Annotated in this window: 16 protein-coding genes and 1 rRNA gene; 6 read left to right on the top strand and 11 right to left on the bottom strand. The window is 67.2% G+C overall.

All coding sequences use genetic code 11. The features are described from left to right. Positions 1-288: 288 nt before the first annotated feature. From IW256_RS37615 to groL, 6 genes are all read right to left on the bottom strand, one after another. A 16S ribosomal RNA gene (locus IW256_RS37615) occupies positions 289-1,806 on the bottom strand. A 701-nt stretch (positions 1,807-2,507) separates the two neighbouring features. Continuing rightward, positions 2,508-2,870 carry a hypothetical protein gene (locus IW256_RS37610; protein WP_197015481.1) on the bottom strand — a complete coding sequence of 121 codons (363 nt, stop codon included), beginning with the start codon at positions 2,868-2,870 and terminating at the stop codon, positions 2,508-2,510. 84 nt (positions 2,871-2,954) lie between these two features. Next, positions 2,955-3,545 carry an LURP-one-related family protein gene (locus IW256_RS37605; RefSeq protein ID WP_197015480.1) on the bottom strand — a complete coding sequence of 197 codons (591 nt, stop codon included), beginning with the start codon at positions 3,543-3,545 and terminating at the stop codon, positions 2,955-2,957. Positions 3,546-3,891: 346 nt separating this feature from the next. After that, complete coding sequence (locus tag IW256_RS37600) at positions 3,892-4,428, bottom strand: histidine phosphatase family protein (RefSeq protein ID WP_197015479.1); 537 nt, start codon at positions 4,426-4,428, stop codon at positions 3,892-3,894. Positions 4,429-4,504: 76 nt separating this feature from the next. Then, complete coding sequence (locus tag IW256_RS37595; protein ID WP_197015478.1) at positions 4,505-5,110, bottom strand: LURP-one-related family protein; 606 nt, start codon at positions 5,108-5,110, stop codon at positions 4,505-4,507. A 95-nt stretch (positions 5,111-5,205) separates the two neighbouring features. Beyond that, positions 5,206-6,834: a chaperonin GroEL gene (gene groL / locus IW256_RS37590; RefSeq protein ID WP_197015477.1), complete on the bottom strand. Its 1,629-nt coding sequence runs from the start codon at positions 6,832-6,834 to the stop codon at positions 5,206-5,208. Positions 6,835-7,393: 559 nt separating this feature from the next. Here groL and IW256_RS37585 point away from each other — a divergent pair. The 3 genes from IW256_RS37585 (at position 7,394) to IW256_RS37575 (ending at position 8,740) form a co-directional block, all read left to right on the top strand. Beyond that, on the top strand, positions 7,394-7,552 hold the full coding sequence (locus IW256_RS37585; protein ID WP_197015476.1) for a hypothetical protein: 159 nt from the start codon (positions 7,394-7,396) through the stop codon (positions 7,550-7,552). Next, a complete protein-coding gene (locus IW256_RS37580) occupies positions 7,549-8,181 on the top strand; it encodes a 2'-5' RNA ligase family protein (RefSeq protein ID WP_197015475.1) in 633 nt (210 codons plus the stop codon). The genes IW256_RS37585 and IW256_RS37580 overlap by 4 nt, the downstream gene beginning before the upstream one ends. A 238-nt stretch (positions 8,182-8,419) precedes the next feature. Beyond that, entirely contained in the window at positions 8,420-8,740 is a 321-nt protein-coding gene (locus tag IW256_RS37575; RefSeq protein ID WP_197015474.1) for a hypothetical protein, read from the top strand. A gap of 1,103 nt (positions 8,741-9,843) precedes the next feature. Here IW256_RS37575 and IW256_RS37570 read toward each other — a convergent pair. Together IW256_RS37570 and IW256_RS42545 are read right to left on the bottom strand one after the other, a co-directional pair. After that, positions 9,844-10,296 (bottom strand): hypothetical protein, encoded by a 453-nt coding sequence (locus IW256_RS37570; RefSeq protein ID WP_197015473.1) that lies wholly within the window; start codon positions 10,294-10,296, stop codon positions 9,844-9,846. A gap of 220 nt (positions 10,297-10,516) precedes the next feature. Continuing rightward, entirely contained in the window at positions 10,517-10,648 is a 132-nt protein-coding gene (locus IW256_RS42545) for a hypothetical protein (protein ID WP_269217985.1), read from the bottom strand. A 353-nt stretch (positions 10,649-11,001) separates the two neighbouring features. Between IW256_RS42545 and IW256_RS37565 the strand changes: the two genes are divergently transcribed. Together IW256_RS37565 and IW256_RS37560 are read left to right on the top strand one after the other, a co-directional pair. Further along, positions 11,002-11,346 carry a hypothetical protein gene (locus IW256_RS37565; RefSeq protein ID WP_197015472.1) on the top strand — a complete coding sequence of 115 codons (345 nt, stop codon included), beginning with the start codon at positions 11,002-11,004 and terminating at the stop codon, positions 11,344-11,346. Further along, positions 11,330-11,593: a hypothetical protein gene (locus tag IW256_RS37560; RefSeq protein WP_197015471.1), complete on the top strand. Its 264-nt coding sequence runs from the start codon at positions 11,330-11,332 to the stop codon at positions 11,591-11,593. The genes IW256_RS37565 and IW256_RS37560 overlap by 17 nt, the downstream gene beginning before the upstream one ends. 61 nt (positions 11,594-11,654) lie before the next feature. On the opposite strand, the gene IW256_RS37555 is transcribed toward IW256_RS37560, so the two are convergent. Continuing rightward, a complete protein-coding gene (locus tag IW256_RS37555; protein WP_197015470.1) occupies positions 11,655-12,068 on the bottom strand; it encodes a hypothetical protein in 414 nt (137 codons plus the stop codon). Between the two features lie 118 nt (positions 12,069-12,186). After that, positions 12,187-12,639, bottom strand: a complete 453-nt coding sequence (locus IW256_RS37550; protein WP_197015469.1) for a hypothetical protein — start codon at positions 12,637-12,639, stop codon at positions 12,187-12,189. A 93-nt stretch (positions 12,640-12,732) separates the two neighbouring features. On the opposite strand from IW256_RS37550, the gene IW256_RS37545 reads away from it, so the two are divergent. Next, positions 12,733-12,996: a hypothetical protein gene (locus tag IW256_RS37545; RefSeq protein WP_197015468.1), complete on the top strand. Its 264-nt coding sequence runs from the start codon at positions 12,733-12,735 to the stop codon at positions 12,994-12,996. An 82-nt stretch (positions 12,997-13,078) separates the two neighbouring features. Here the strand turns inward: IW256_RS37545 and IW256_RS37540 are convergent, their stop codons facing one another. After that, positions 13,079-13,279, bottom strand: a complete 201-nt coding sequence (locus tag IW256_RS37540) for a cold-shock protein (RefSeq protein WP_197015467.1) — start codon at positions 13,277-13,279, stop codon at positions 13,079-13,081. Positions 13,280-13,401 lie beyond the last annotated feature (122 nt).

Genomic DNA, 13,401 nt, shown 5'->3' with positions numbered 1-13,401 from the left:
AAGAAACAACCCAGCCCCATCCCACACAACCCGGAAAGGGGCTGCATGATCAGGGGCTGAAGGGTCCGTTCCCTCAGGACCCAACAGCGTGTCCGACAGCACCCGCACCCGACCACGGCACTCCCACTCCCCAAAAGAGGCGGTACTAACCGAGGCGCACACGAGCGCTACCGAATAACCAGTGCTCCACATCTATGAGCAGCCACCTGACGAACATTCGCCGCCAACGGTGACCACCGGCCACATCCCCTCTCACAAGGGTGATACGGCCAGCTGAATGCTCCTTAGAAAGGAGGTGATCCAGCCGCACCTTCCGGTACGGCTACCTTGTTACGACTTCGTCCCAATCGCCGGCCCCACCTTCGACCGCTCCCCCCACAAGTGGTTGGGCCACGGGCTTCGGGTGTTGCCGACTTTCGTGACGTGACGGGCGGTGTGTACAAGGCCCGGGAACGTATTCACCGCAGCGTTGCTGATCTGCGATTACTAGCGACTCCGACTTCACGAAGTCGAGTTGCAGACTTCGATCCGAACTGAGACCGGCTTTAAGGGATTCGCTCCACCTCACGGTATCGCAGCCCTCTGTACCGGCCATTGTAGCATGTTTGCAGCCCAAGACATAAGGGGCATGATGACTTGACGTCATCCCCACCTTCCTCCGAGTTGACCCCGGCGGTCTCCCATGAGTCCCCACCCGAAGTGCTGGCAACATGGAACGAGGGTTGCGCTCGTTGCGGGACTTAACCCAACATCTCACGACACGAGCTGACGACAGCCATGCACCACCTGTCACCGGCCCAAAAAGGACCCCACATCTCTGCAGGTTTTCCGGCAATGTCAAGCCTTGGTAAGGTTCTTCGCGTTGCGTCGAATTAAGCAACATGCTCCGCCGCTTGTGCGGGCCCCCGTCAATTCCTTTGAGTTTTAGCCTTGCGGCCGTACTCCCCAGGCGGGGCGCTTAATGCGTTAGCTACGGCGCGGAATCCGTGGAAGGACCCCACACCTAGCGCCCAACGTTTACGGCGTGGACTACCAGGGTATCTAATCCTGTTCGCTCCCCACGCTTTCGCTCCTCAGCGTCAGTACAGGCCCAGAGCACCGCCTTCGCCACCGGTGTTCCTCCCGATATCTGCGCATTTCACCGCTACACCGGGAATTCCATGCTCCCCTACCTGCCTCTAGTCTGCCCGTATCCACCGCAGACCCACAGTTAAGCCGTGGGCTTTCACGACGGACGCAACAAACCGCCTACGAGCTCTTTACGCCCAATAATTCCGGACAACGCTTGCGCCCTACGTATTACCGCGGCTGCTGGCACGTAGTTAGCCGGCGCTTCTTCTGCACCTACCGTCACGTTAGCTTCGTCGGTGCTGAAAGAGGTTTACAACCCGAAGGCCGTCATCCCTCACGCGGCGTCGCTGCGTCAGGCTTTCGCCCATTGCGCAAGATTCCCCACTGCTGCCTCCCGTAGGAGTCTGGGCCGTGTCTCAGTCCCAGTGTGACCGGTCGCCCTCTCAGGCCGGTTACCCGTCGTCGCCTTGGTAGGCCATCACCCCACCAACAAGCTGATAGGCCGCGAGCCCATCCCCAACCGAAAAACTTTCCACCACCAGCCCATGCGGACGGTCGTCATATCCGGTATTAGACCCGGTTTCCCAGGCTTATCCCAGAGTCAGGGGCAGGTTGCTCACGTGTTACTCACCCGTTCGCCGCTCGAGTACCCCCGAAGGGGCCTTTCCGCTCGACTTGCATGTGTTAAGCACGCCGCCAGCGTTCGTCCTGAGCCAGGATCAAACTCTCCATTAAGGTCCAACGACGACCCGCAGGGGGCGAACCCCACGAACCGCCAAACCTCAGGAAAAACAATCCCAGCAAACACGCAACCCCCGAAGAGGCCACGCGTATTGCCTCAAAGAAATCCCCGACCACAACCCCACAAGGTTATGGCCACGGGGCGGCCCGGCTACCGCCGGACCGATAAAGGCACTGGCTTTTAACACGCTGTTGAGTTCTCAAGAAACGGACACCCACCGTGCTGGACTCGCTTTCGCGTTTCCCGCCCCGGGGCGACTCTTTAACTTTATCAGATCCGCTCGGCTTGTCAATTCCGCGCTTTTCCGATTTGCCTTTCCAGATCCGCTTGCGCGGTCCCTTCCGGGCGTTGTCGCTATTTCATCAGATCCGGCCCGATTGTCAAACCGGGCCTTCTCCGATCCAACCGCGATCATGGACATGACGAAGTCACATCGGCTCGATCGTGGATGGGCTCCCGCGGGCCGGCCGTCGTGACGACGTCCTGCTCCCCTGCGGGGCGAAGTGAACAGTATGCCCATCGTGGGGTGGCGTCAAACCGCCCGGCGCAGAACGTCGCAAGATGTCGTCGCACCCTGCCGTGCACCGGACCCGGCCATGCCGCTGACCTCGGGTGATGTCGGGTGACTCCCCTCAGGTCACGATTTGCTCAACGCGGCGCGCGGCCCGTTTGTTCCACCCGCGGCATCGGTTCTTCAACCACCGGACTTGGCCAGGTAGCCGCCGGCGAAAAGGATCCCCTCGGCCAGTACCCAGGTCACGGCGGCCAGGGTCAGCAGGGCGTCCTGCCGCTCGGGGCGGCGCCGTACTCCCGGCAGGACCCACGAGAGGAGCACCATGGCGGCGGCCAGGACGGCCGGAGGGACCGAGGCCGTCACCGCCGGCCCGAACTCCGCGGCGCACCGGTCGTCGCGGGACTCCCCCTCACCGCAGAAGGCCGTCTCGGCCCAGCCCCCGGCGGTCGAGAAGCCCCACAGCAGGGCCAGCAAGCAGTTCGCGATCGTCGGGATGGCGGGCGAGACCCACCGGCCGTCGGCACGTTCCGGAGTGACCTGCACCAACGGAACGTACCTCGCCTCGACGGCGTCCGGAAGAGCGCGGTGCGGAGGCCGCGGCCCGTCCGGCTCGGACCGGACCGGCCGTCAGGTGATGTCCTTGGACTCGTGGAGGATCATGTCCATGGCGATCGCCGTCAGGACGGCCATGGTGCGGAGCGGCTCGGCCACGGGGTCGCTGATCGTCAGGGTGTACTTGTCGGCTGTCGTCAGCAGGTGCGTGGCCACGCCGGCCCACTTCTTGCGGACGTGCGCGACCTGCTTCCCGTTCGTGTCGGCGACCACGAAGTTGTTGCGCGCCAGGTCCACCGAGATCTCGCCGATGGGCTCGTCCCCGGCGTCGTGGAGGACGTAGCGGCGGCCGACGCGTTCGGTACGGAAGGTGCCGACCACCTCGCCCTCGGGGCTCCTCACCGTGGTGAGCATCCGGCCCTGCTCCTTGTCGACCACGAACAGGGGCGTCCCGTCGGGGGTGGTCAGCAGCACGGCCCTGCCGTGGAGCTCGGATTTCCCGGGAAAGTAGGTCTGGAGCTTCTGTGCCCGCCCCCGCTCGCCGGTCTCGTCGGCGACCGCGAGCAGGGTGCCGTCCTCCTCCATGACCTTGTACTGCGATCTGGCGAACGGGCCCCGCCGGGGTTGCTCGACCCTCAGTGTCGAGGAACCGAAGGGATCGCTCATTCATCCTCCTGGCCTTGTCCGGAGCGTCGGCCGGCGGCGCCGGCCGTGCCGTCCGGCCTCCGCTCCCGAGCGGCTGGGTGTGTCGCTAGGCGGTGATCTTCCCAAGTCACGCCGGTGCGGCGGAAGGCCCCTCGCCGTTGGTGGTGTGTGACCCGGCGGACCGAACGGCGCGTATCTCCGGGCGCTCACCCGGATCCACCTGCGGATGTTCACCCGCACCGACCGTCCGGCCGGCGGGACCGGGCAGAAGCGGCCTGACCGCCCGGCCCTTTCCGGTACATCTCGAACCGCGCCCCGTCCCGGTGGCCGCACACGGAACGCACTCGCGCTCACGGTCGTTCGGTGTTCAGGTCAGGCGGTACTCCCATCCTTCGCGCCAGCCGAAGTCGGCGTTCACCAACTCCTCCAGGGGCTCGCCGTCGATGTAGTGGTCGAACGCCCAGCGCGTCGCGACGTGCCCGATGACCAGGACCCGCGTACCCGACCAGCGCAAGGGCAGATCTCCCAGGAAGCGGCCCACGCGGTGCACCGCCTGCCGCCAGCTCTCACCGCCCGGGTAGGGCCGGTCGATGTGCAGCGTCCGGTCCTTGTGCAGCTCGGCCGCGGGCATGCCGTTGCCGTCGCCGTAGTCGCACTCGCGCAGCCGCCAGTCGTGCAGGATCGGGACGTCGGTGCCTGCGAACGCGAGGGCGGCCGTTTCGACCGCGCGGGCGAGGTCGGAGGTGAAGACCGCGGAAAGACGGTCCGCCCGGCGCCGTTCGCCCAGCTCCAGGGCGAGCTCCCGGCCACGGTCGGACAGGCTCCCGGGCAGCCACCCGGTGGCGATGCCACGGTCGTTGTCCACGCTCCAGGAATGCGTCTCGAAAACGATCTCTGTCGCCATGAGGGCACGGTAGCGCCGGGGGCACGGTGGGTGGACTCCCGGTACGCGTGAGCGTCCACCGGTCACCGGCCACCGGTCAGAAGGCGTCCAGGGGCCAGTCCTTGCCTTCGTACAGCATCAGGTCGATGGCGAGCGGGGCGGCGACGACCAGGACGCGCAAAGGGTCCGGGAGGGGCTGGAAGATCTCGACCCCGTACCGGTCGGCGGTCGTGAGCAGCTCGGTCGCGGCGCCCTTCCACTTCTTGTCGACCTGGGCGACATGGGCGCCGTGCCCGTCCAGGACCTTGAACTTGCGGGCGCTGCGGTTGCCCTCCAGGCGGCCCACGGGGCGCTCGGCCATGTCCAGCAGGACGTAACGGAACCGGTGGGTGTCCATGCGGATCGAGCCGATCAGGGCGCCGTCCGGAGTGCTCACCCAGGTGCCCACGGGGAACCGGGCGGACTTGGGCTTCTCCAGGATCAGCAGCGGGTGCCCCCGGCCGTCCTCCACATGGACGGTGCGCCGGTCGTCCCCCTCACCGAAGAGGGCACGGGACGCCTGGCGGCGCAGGGGGACGTCGCGTTCGTCCGCCTCGGCCAGGAGCGTGCCCTGGCCGTCGAACACCTTGTACCGGGAACGGGCGGCCGGGACTCGCCGCGGCTGCTCCACGCGCAGCACCGGGGACGTGAAGAGGTCGGTCATGGCCCGCATCGTTCCAAAGGCCACGGACACGTGGAAGACCAAAAGGGGCGGTCCCGAAGGACCGCCCCCTTGCCTTACGCGGGTGATGAACCTGCTCAGAAGTCCATGCCGCCGGCGTCGGGCATGCCGCCCGCCGGAGCCGCGTTCTTCTCCGGCTTCTCGGCGATGACGGCCTCGGTGGTCAGGAACAGCGCCGCGATCGACGAAGCGTTCTGCAGCGCCGACCGGGTGACCTTGGCCGGGTCGAGGATGCCCGCCTCGAACATGTTGACGTAGTCGCCGGTGGCGGCGTTCAGGCCCTCACCCGGGGTGAGGTTGCGCACCTTCTCCACCACGACGCCGCCCTCGAGACCGGCGTTGACCGCGATCTGCTTCAGCGGCTCCTCCAGGGCCCGCTTGACGATCGCGGCACCGGTGGCCTCGTCGCCGGCGAGCTCCAGCTTGTCGAAGGCGGGGATACCGGCCTGCAGCAGCGCGACGCCACCGCCGGGCACGATGCCCTCCTCGACGGCCGCCTTGGCGTTGCGGACGGCGTCCTCGATGCGGTGCTTGCGCTCCTTGAGCTCCACCTCGGTGGCGGCACCGGCCTTGATGACCGCGACACCGCCGGCGAGCTTGGCCAGGCGCTCCTGCAGCTTCTCGCGGTCGTAGTCGGAGTCGGTCGCGTCGATCTCGGTGCGGATCTGGTTGACCCGGCCCGCGATCTCGTTGGCGTCACCGGCACCGTCGACGACGGTGGTCTCGTCCTTGGTCACCACGATCTTGCGGGCGCGGCCCAGCATGTCGAGGGTGGTGTTCTCCAGCTTCAGGCCCACGTCCTCGGAGATGACCTGGCCACCGGTCAGGGTGGCGATGTCACCGAGCATGGCCTTGCGGCGGTCGCCGAAGCCCGGCGCCTTGACGGCGACGGACTTGAAGATCCCGCGGATCTTGTTGACCACCAGGGTCGCCAGGGCCTCGCCCTCGACGTCCTCGGCGATGATCAGCAGCGGCTTGCCGGACTGCATGACGCCCTCGAGGACGGGCAGCAGGTCCTTGTTGGCCGACGCCTTGCCCTGAACGATCAGGATGTACGGGTCCTCCAGGACCGCTTCCATCCGCTCGGGGTCGGTGACGAAGTAGGGCGAGATGTAGCCCTTGTCGAAGCGCATACCCTCGGTGAGCTCGAGCTCCAGCCCGAAGGTGTTGCTCTCCTCGACGGTGATGACGCCTTCCTTGCCGACCTTGTCCATCGCCTCGGCGATCATCTCGCCGATCTGCGGGTCGCCGGCGGAGATGGAGGCCGTGGAGGCGATCTGCTCCTTGGTCTCCACGTCCTTGGCCAGCTTGGACAGCTCCTCGCTGACCCGCTCGACCGCGGCCTCGATACCGCGCTTGAGCGACATCGGGTTGGCGCCGGCGGCGACGTTGCGCAGACCCTCGCGCACCAGCGCCTGGGCCAGCACGGTCGCCGTCGTCGTCCCGTCACCGGCGACGTCGTCGGTCTTCTTGGCGACCTCCTTGACCAGCTCGGCGCCGATCTTCTCCCAGGCGTCCTCGAGCTCGATCTCCTTGGCGATCGACACACCGTCGTTGGTGATCGTGGGAGCGCCCCACTTCTTCTCCAACACCACGTTGCGACCCTTGGGACCAAGGGTGACCTTCACGGCGTCGGCGAGCTGGTTCATACCGCGCTCCAGACCCCGGCGGGCCTCCTCGTCGAACGCGATCATCTTTGCAGCCATAGGCTCCAGTCCTCCCGGAACAAGGTGGCCATGATGGATCGAGCCGACGCCCGCGACGGACGACCTCCCCGACGGCTTCCATTCCGCCGCCGGACTGAGGCCTCATCGCCCCGATCCAGACTGTGGGATTGTCACTCTCCACAGGTGAGTGCCAACCATTGGTTTAGCACTCTACCCTGCCGAGTGCAAGCCGCGTACCTCCCCACCAGGGGGAGTCTCATCTATCTCCCCGAACTCCCCATGACCAGCAGCGGAACCCTCGGGATCCCGTCCGGACGCGTGTCGCCGCGACCCACCGTACGGCCCTCGCAGCCACGTCGGCCGCCGGAACGCCGCCGTTCAGCCACAGCGTCAGGCAGGCAGGCCAGAGGTCGTACGGTCACTGCGCGAGGGGCGTCTTGAGCTGGGCGTCAGCACGTGGGCACGAGCCCGCCGCCACACGGATGCGTAGCTGACAGGGGCGAGACGGTTCCCCCGCTGGCTGCGGAACAGTCGCCCATCTGCTGCCGTCCCGAACTCCGCGATGTGGGCGAGCAGGATCGCCACACTCGACCCCGGAATGCGCCTGGCGACCGTTACCCGCTACCTCGCCGACCTGGACAACCGACTAGACCGGCCCCGCTTCCAGGGCAGCCCGCTTGCAAGTCAGCTCAGACAGCAGATCCATGACTTCAACGCCGCCGCCCTGACCGAGGACGCCGACATGGAGGGTTCATGAGTCCTCTGCCCACGCAGATGATCAATCGGTGGCAGAACCGCACGGAACCCGGCCCAGGCCAGGGCACCATCTATTGGCACATCCTCGTAGGCGACCGCCCCGAGGTGCGCGACCTCGCCCAATCCGCTCAAGCACGACTCGCCCGCTTCCCCGGCCTGCACATGCCCCCGCCCGAGTGGCTGCACATCACCACCCTCGTGGCCGGCCCCACCAACGAGATCACCGACGACCAGCAGCAAGAAATGCTCACCACCGCATCGGGCCTCTTGGCCAAGATCCCACCCGCCACCGCCACACTCGGCCGCGTCTTCTACCACCCCGAAGCGATCGCCATCACCGTCCAGCCCACGGCACACCTGGACCGGGTCCGCGAAGCCGTCCAGACGGCCACCGTCAAAGTGACCGGACGCGAAGGCCACACCGAGGGGCCCACACGATGGGCCCCGCACCTGACGATCGCCTACAGCGAAGCAGAACAACCAGCCGGACCACTTGTGACAGCCCTCGGTCACGAGCTTCCCACTTGCGAGACCACCATCAACGCTGTGAGCCTCGTCGACCAGCGCGGCCCAGAACGCCTATGGGACTGGCACCCCGTAGGGCAAGCCCGCCTTCTCGGTAACCACTGACGATCATTGCCGAATTGGGCCGTTTGAGATCAAGGGGCGGCGGCGCTCAGGCCGCTGCGCGGCCCCGCGCCAGGCCGCCCGGAGCGTGCGGCGTGGGCGCCGGTCACCGGACGGCCGCGCCGGGCCGCGCATCGCGACGCGTCCGCCGGCCCCGCCCCGACCGCCCGCCACGGGGGCCGCGTCGCCGCCAACCCCTCTACTCTGTGCTCAGATCCGTTGCCCGCTTCGCCAGGAGCCCATGTTGTCGACCGAGCACGCCGTGTTCTTGAAGTTCACCCTCACCGGCGACAGGTATGGCACCGAGCCAGAACGAGAAGCGATCTACGCGCTGGCACACCAGCTTGAAGAAGCCCTTGAAGCAGCGGGTGAGGGTCAGGTCGACGGTAACGAGTTCGGCCAAGGCGCCGCGCAGATCTATCTCTACGGGCCCCATGCCGGGACGCTGTTCGAGGCCATCCGGCCGGTACTTCAAAGGGCCGGACTCCAACCGACCGAGGCCGTCCTTCGCTACGGAGACGTCGACGACGAGGGCTGCCGGGTAGAGGTCGTACCGCTCTGACGAGAAGCCGACCCCGTCGCGGTGCGCGGGGGCAGAGGTCGCGGCGTCACGGGGGTCGAGCGTGCGCTTACCAGGGGGCTACGCGCCCCCATGGACCCCCGCGCGCCGAAGTACTCATTCGCGCGATGCCGCCCTTGCCCGGTTGAGGGCCGCTCGCGCGAATAAGCACTTCGGAACGTGGGCGTGTCCGTGCGGGAGGACGGCCAGGGGCGAACGACGGCCCGGACTGACGTCGGCCCAGGAGGACGGATCGCTTTCTAGCCTTCGTCGCGACGCTCACGACGGCGTATCCGCGAGTTGCGCACCGAAGTAGCGATTAGACCGACCCACGTCCCCGCGAAGCCTCCCAGTAGGCCAGTGCCTATCGCACTATCGGAACCGAAGTCGGCTCCCCACAGTGCTCCTGCCAGCCCGCCGACAACGAGCCCCACGAACGCACCTAGCACAATGCTCCTCCGGCCGCCGACAACCGCCTCAGCCTCCCCTCAGCCCCAGCATCCGTCCACCCCATTCACCACAACGGCACACTCTGGACTCTGGAAGTCCGGAGCGCCTCCGCAGTGTGCCCGTTGCGTACCCGCCATGGTGGACGATCACGGGCGATTACGGTCGCCAGCGGGGTTGAGAGCACGCAATGGCAGGTCAACGGGTGAGCGAGTGATCGTCGATCAATGGATGAGACTTCCCCATCTGGCAGCGCGGAACAATCACGGAACAGACGGCCCCGATCATGCTCTGCGGGGCCGCCCGTTCGCAGGTCAGGAGCTAGCTACTCCTCGTCTTGGTCACTCCACCCTGCCGAGTGCAAGCCGCGTACCTCCCCACCAGGGGAAGTCTCATCTATCTCCCCGAACTCCCCATGACCAGCAGCGGAACCCTCGGGATCCCGTCCGGACGCGTGTCGCCGCGACCCACCGTACGGCCCTCGCAGCCACGTCGGCCGCCGGAACGCCGCCGTTCAGCCACAGCGTCAGGCAGGCAGGCCAGAGGTCGTACGGTCACTGCGCGAGGGGCGTCGTGAGCTGGGCGTCAGTGAGCACGTGGGCACGAGCCCGCCGCCACACGGATGCGTAGCCCACAGGAACCTCGGGACGCGCGGGCGGCTATTCGGCGAACACAATGACGCTGGACATCCCGAGGACCACCATGCCGAGGAACGCGAGCGGCCCACCGGACCACGCGGCCGCCCGTTCCTGGGCGTGGGTGGCACCCGCGTCCTTCAGATGACGCCGTAGCTCCCCGTAGACATCGCGGCTCCTGTCAGGGAACCCCATGCCCATCAACGGGGCGTAGACCAGGCCGGCCAGCACGAACAGGAACGTGACGAGCCAAGTGGGGAGTGTCCCCACGGCGAACTCGTTGATCAGGAACGTCGCCACGGCGAAGGCCGCCAGGCCGGCCGAGTGCACGGCCACCATGAGCATGGCCGCCTTGAGCGTGCTTGACGCGGCTCCGCGTACCAGCCAGGGGCAGAACCGGCGCGGCAGCCAGAACATGCCGACGAGGAAGCCCCAACCGTAGAGTCCGAGACTCGTGATCGGAATCAGAAGGTTCATCTCTCCTCGCCCTGTTCGCGGTTTGGATCTTGTCAGGGCCGAGGACCAGGGTCGAGATGTGATGATCTGCGGCGAACGGTGGTCAGCAGTGGCAGTCGACGGCCACGGCCAGGGCGTCAGGGTGCGCCGCGGTCAGCCTCCGGTACTCGGCCTCCCAGGCGTCCTCGTCGGGGCGGCCTCGCATTCCGCAGCCGCCGCCCAACTCTCCGGCCGCCGGCGGTCACTCATCCCGCGCCGCCGCCTCTTCCGCCAGCAGCCGCGCGGTCTCCATCGCCTCCGCCCGAACCTCGTCCACCGAGACCCGAGTGACACGCACCTCCAGGCCGTGGAAGTGCCGCAGCGTTCGCCGCATATCGCGAGCCGCCCACCAGGCGCCAAGCCTCGTACGGTGATCAAGCGGGCGGTAGCTCCGCATCTCCGCACCGTCATGCCAGAAGGCTTGGACTCTCCACCAATGCCAGAGATTCACGCGGACATCTTGCCGCATAAGCAATGCTCGGACATGCCTCCGGCGGGGCCTCCGACTCTGGGAAGCCCAGCCCGCCCCGTGACGGGAGCCCGAAGGCTTGAGGTGGGGGCGCTTCAGGCAGTTTTGTAGTGCGCACCCGCATGAGTCCCCGTCCTGACGGACGCCCTTGCCGGGTTGAGGCCGTTCGCGCGCATAAGCACTGTGGAACGTGCAGCGTCCGCGGTCATACTGTGCCGATGTACGAGTGGCACACCGCAGTCCAGGCAGCGGAAGAGCGCGGCGACTTGGCGGATGCCATCTCAATGATCGAATCGGTCGCTGAGTGCTACAGCGCTGATTCCTTCCTGCACAACGCGCACCTCTGGCACATGGACCTACTTGCGAGAGCCGGGCGAGTTGAGGAGTTGGCCATGCGGGCCGAGACCGACGTTCATGCCGGCAGACGGCTTGAGCGCATGCGCCGGGAGGATGTCGCGCAACGTACCCCACCTGGTCGGCCCTCGGACGAGCGTACGCACCGTTCGTCAGCGGCAGGCTTGTCGAACGAGACCAAGGGGCCGCTGGATGACCATCCGCAATAACACCGCGGAGCAACCTGACGGCGACGAATATCAGCGATTCGCTCGATACCGGCAGGAACTGGCGCAGGCCGGTGAGGCGAACGAGATCGCTCTGGTGAGTGCCATCCTTGGCGACCAGGACGCGACGATGGCGCAATCGGCTGTGGTGGTGGGCCATCTGGACCGCCGGGCGAACGAACTCCTTACCGGCCCACGATTCCCCGGCTGGGCCGACAGCATGGCTCCTCTGATCGCGCACCACGAGTGAGGGGTCTTGACCAGCGCACCCCTCGGGATCCCTTTCGGACGCGTGTCGCCGCGATACCAGGTCAGCAGTGGCAGTCGACGGCCACGGCCAGGGCGTCAGGGTGCGCCGCGGTCAACCTGCGGTACTCGGCCTCCCAGGCCTCCTCGTCGGGGTGGCCGCGCCACTCGTGCCAGGCGCCGTCCGGAGTCACCACCGCGCTCGGCAGCACCGTCTCGGGCAGTTCCGCCACCGGGACGATGTTGTCATCCGGGCGCACCACGTCCAGCCCGTAGCGCCGCTGGAACTCCGCGGGTGTCAGGTTGTAATGCTGTTCGTGCCCTTTCAACAGCCCGTCGTATCGCCCCCCGATGACGAATCCGTCGGCTTTTCCGCCCTCGCCGAGTTCACCGAAGTAGGGCATCATCGCCGCCTCGGCCGTCGCTCCCGGGTCGTCCGTGTGCGCCTCGACGAAGACCAGGGTCAGGAAATGCGCCATGGTGACTCCCTACGCGAATCAGGCCCGGAACCGGCTGCCTCGTCCGGGCTGGACCCGTTTCAAGATCCCACAGCGGCCCCTGGCCGGGCATTCCCTTATGTCGCCGGGCGCTCCGGCGTCACAGTGCGATGGGGCGGTGGGCGAGGATCCTGTCGGCGATCTCCTCGGGCGACGCCGCCTCGAGTCCGGGCGGCGGAGTGAAGATCAGGTCGCTCGCGGCCGGGTGGGTGACGCAGGCCCGCAGCAGCCGCAGGTAGTGGTCCGATTCGGGATCGGCGGCGCGCAGCCTGCGGACGATCTCGGCGAGCTCGTCCCGGGTGAGGCCGGAGACCCGGGGCCACGCCGGGCGGGCGGCCTCCTTGGCGAAGTCCTCCAGCGTGCGCCAGGCGTGATACTCGGCGAAGTCGGACGCCTCGTAGTCGTGCCCGGTCGCCCGGTTGAACCCGGCCACCGCCTCCGCCGCCGGCTCACCGCGGTACAGGAGATCTCCGATCCGCTCGATCTCGCGGGCCAGTTCCGCGAGACGCTCGGGGGCGACGGGTGGAGGCAGCAGTTCCGGGCGAAGGTCCACCCGCGCATTCTGCCGAACGTCACGGACTTCCTGTACGAAGCGTGCGTCCGGGAAACCGGCGATTTCGCCGTGGATGCTGCCTAGACTGCGGCCGTGGACCTCAAAGACGCGACGCGCATGATCCTGGTTGAGTCGGCCGCCCATCCGGAGTTGCTGAGGGTCAGCCGTCAATCCCATGAAGAAATCGCCTCCGGCGGCAGGGTCGAGCACACGACCTTGTCGTGGATGCTGCGCGAGGCGGCGCGCAAGGGAGTCTTCCCCGCGCTCAAGGGCAAGCACGGCGACCGGGCCTTCGATGAACTGGTCACGGTGCTGTGCCGGGAGATCGACCGCCAGGCTCCGGTCGTCCGCCGCTGAGCCCAGGGCAGGGAACGGCGGCCGTTCGAGTGCGACCCGGCTTCGGGGGAAGCCGGATCTCACTCGGCCGCTCTACCGCCGTTCAGATGGCTCGTACGGAGTCCGCCTGCGGGCCCCGGTCGCTCTGGGTGATCTCGAACTCGACGCGCTGCCCCTGTTCGAGGCTGCGGTAGCCGTCCATCATGATGGCCGAGTAGTGGACGAAGACGTCCCGGCCTCCGTCCACCGCGATGAAGCCGTAGCCCTTGTCCGCGTTGAACCACTTGACTGTGCCTTGCGCCATTGCAAAACCTGCCGCTCGTCCGTGACCCCGGCCACGGTTGATGCTTCGAGCCACACCCCTTCTACCGCGAGGCCCGCCGACCGACGGGCGCGACCGCCGGTCCCGCGGGGGGCGTGGCGGGG

Origin of the sequence: Actinomadura viridis (assembly GCF_015751755.1) — a bacterium.
Taxonomy (GTDB): domain Bacteria; phylum Actinomycetota; class Actinomycetes; order Streptosporangiales; family Streptosporangiaceae; genus Spirillospora; species Spirillospora viridis.
The sequence above is the reverse complement of the archived record's forward strand: the minus strand, read 5'-3'. Positions and strand labels throughout refer to the sequence as shown.

Excerpts from the sequence above, each read along its gene's own strand:
- IW256_RS42545 (WP_269217985.1), bottom strand. The coding sequence starts at position 10,648 with ATGCGGCGAACGCTGCGGCACTTCCACGGCCTGGAGGTGCGTGTCACT.
- IW256_RS37600 (WP_197015479.1), bottom strand. The coding sequence starts at position 4,428 with ATGGCGACAGAGATCGTTTTCGAGACGCATTCCTGGAGCGTGGACAAC.
- IW256_RS37570 (WP_197015473.1), bottom strand. The coding sequence starts at position 10,296 with ATGAACCTTCTGATTCCGATCACGAGTCTCGGACTCTACGGTTGGGGC.
- IW256_RS37575 (WP_197015474.1), top strand. The coding sequence starts at position 8,420 with ATGTTGTCGACCGAGCACGCCGTGTTCTTGAAGTTCACCCTCACCGGC.
- IW256_RS37555 (WP_197015470.1), bottom strand. The coding sequence starts at position 12,068 with ATGGCGCATTTCCTGACCCTGGTCTTCGTCGAGGCGCACACGGACGAC.
- IW256_RS37585 (WP_197015476.1), top strand. The coding sequence starts at position 7,394 with ATGCGCCTGGCGACCGTTACCCGCTACCTCGCCGACCTGGACAACCGA.
- IW256_RS37540 (WP_197015467.1), bottom strand. The coding sequence starts at position 13,279 with ATGGCGCAAGGCACAGTCAAGTGGTTCAACGCGGACAAGGGCTACGGC.
- IW256_RS37595 (WP_197015478.1), bottom strand. The coding sequence starts at position 5,110 with ATGACCGACCTCTTCACGTCCCCGGTGCTGCGCGTGGAGCAGCCGCGG.
- groL (WP_197015477.1), bottom strand. The coding sequence starts at position 6,834 with ATGGCTGCAAAGATGATCGCGTTCGACGAGGAGGCCCGCCGGGGTCTG.
- IW256_RS37580 (WP_197015475.1), top strand. The coding sequence starts at position 7,549 with ATGAGTCCTCTGCCCACGCAGATGATCAATCGGTGGCAGAACCGCACG.
- IW256_RS37605 (WP_197015480.1), bottom strand. The coding sequence starts at position 3,545 with ATGAGCGATCCCTTCGGTTCCTCGACACTGAGGGTCGAGCAACCCCGG.
- IW256_RS37565 (WP_197015472.1), top strand. The coding sequence starts at position 11,002 with ATGTACGAGTGGCACACCGCAGTCCAGGCAGCGGAAGAGCGCGGCGAC.
- IW256_RS37560 (WP_197015471.1), top strand. The coding sequence starts at position 11,330 with ATGACCATCCGCAATAACACCGCGGAGCAACCTGACGGCGACGAATAT.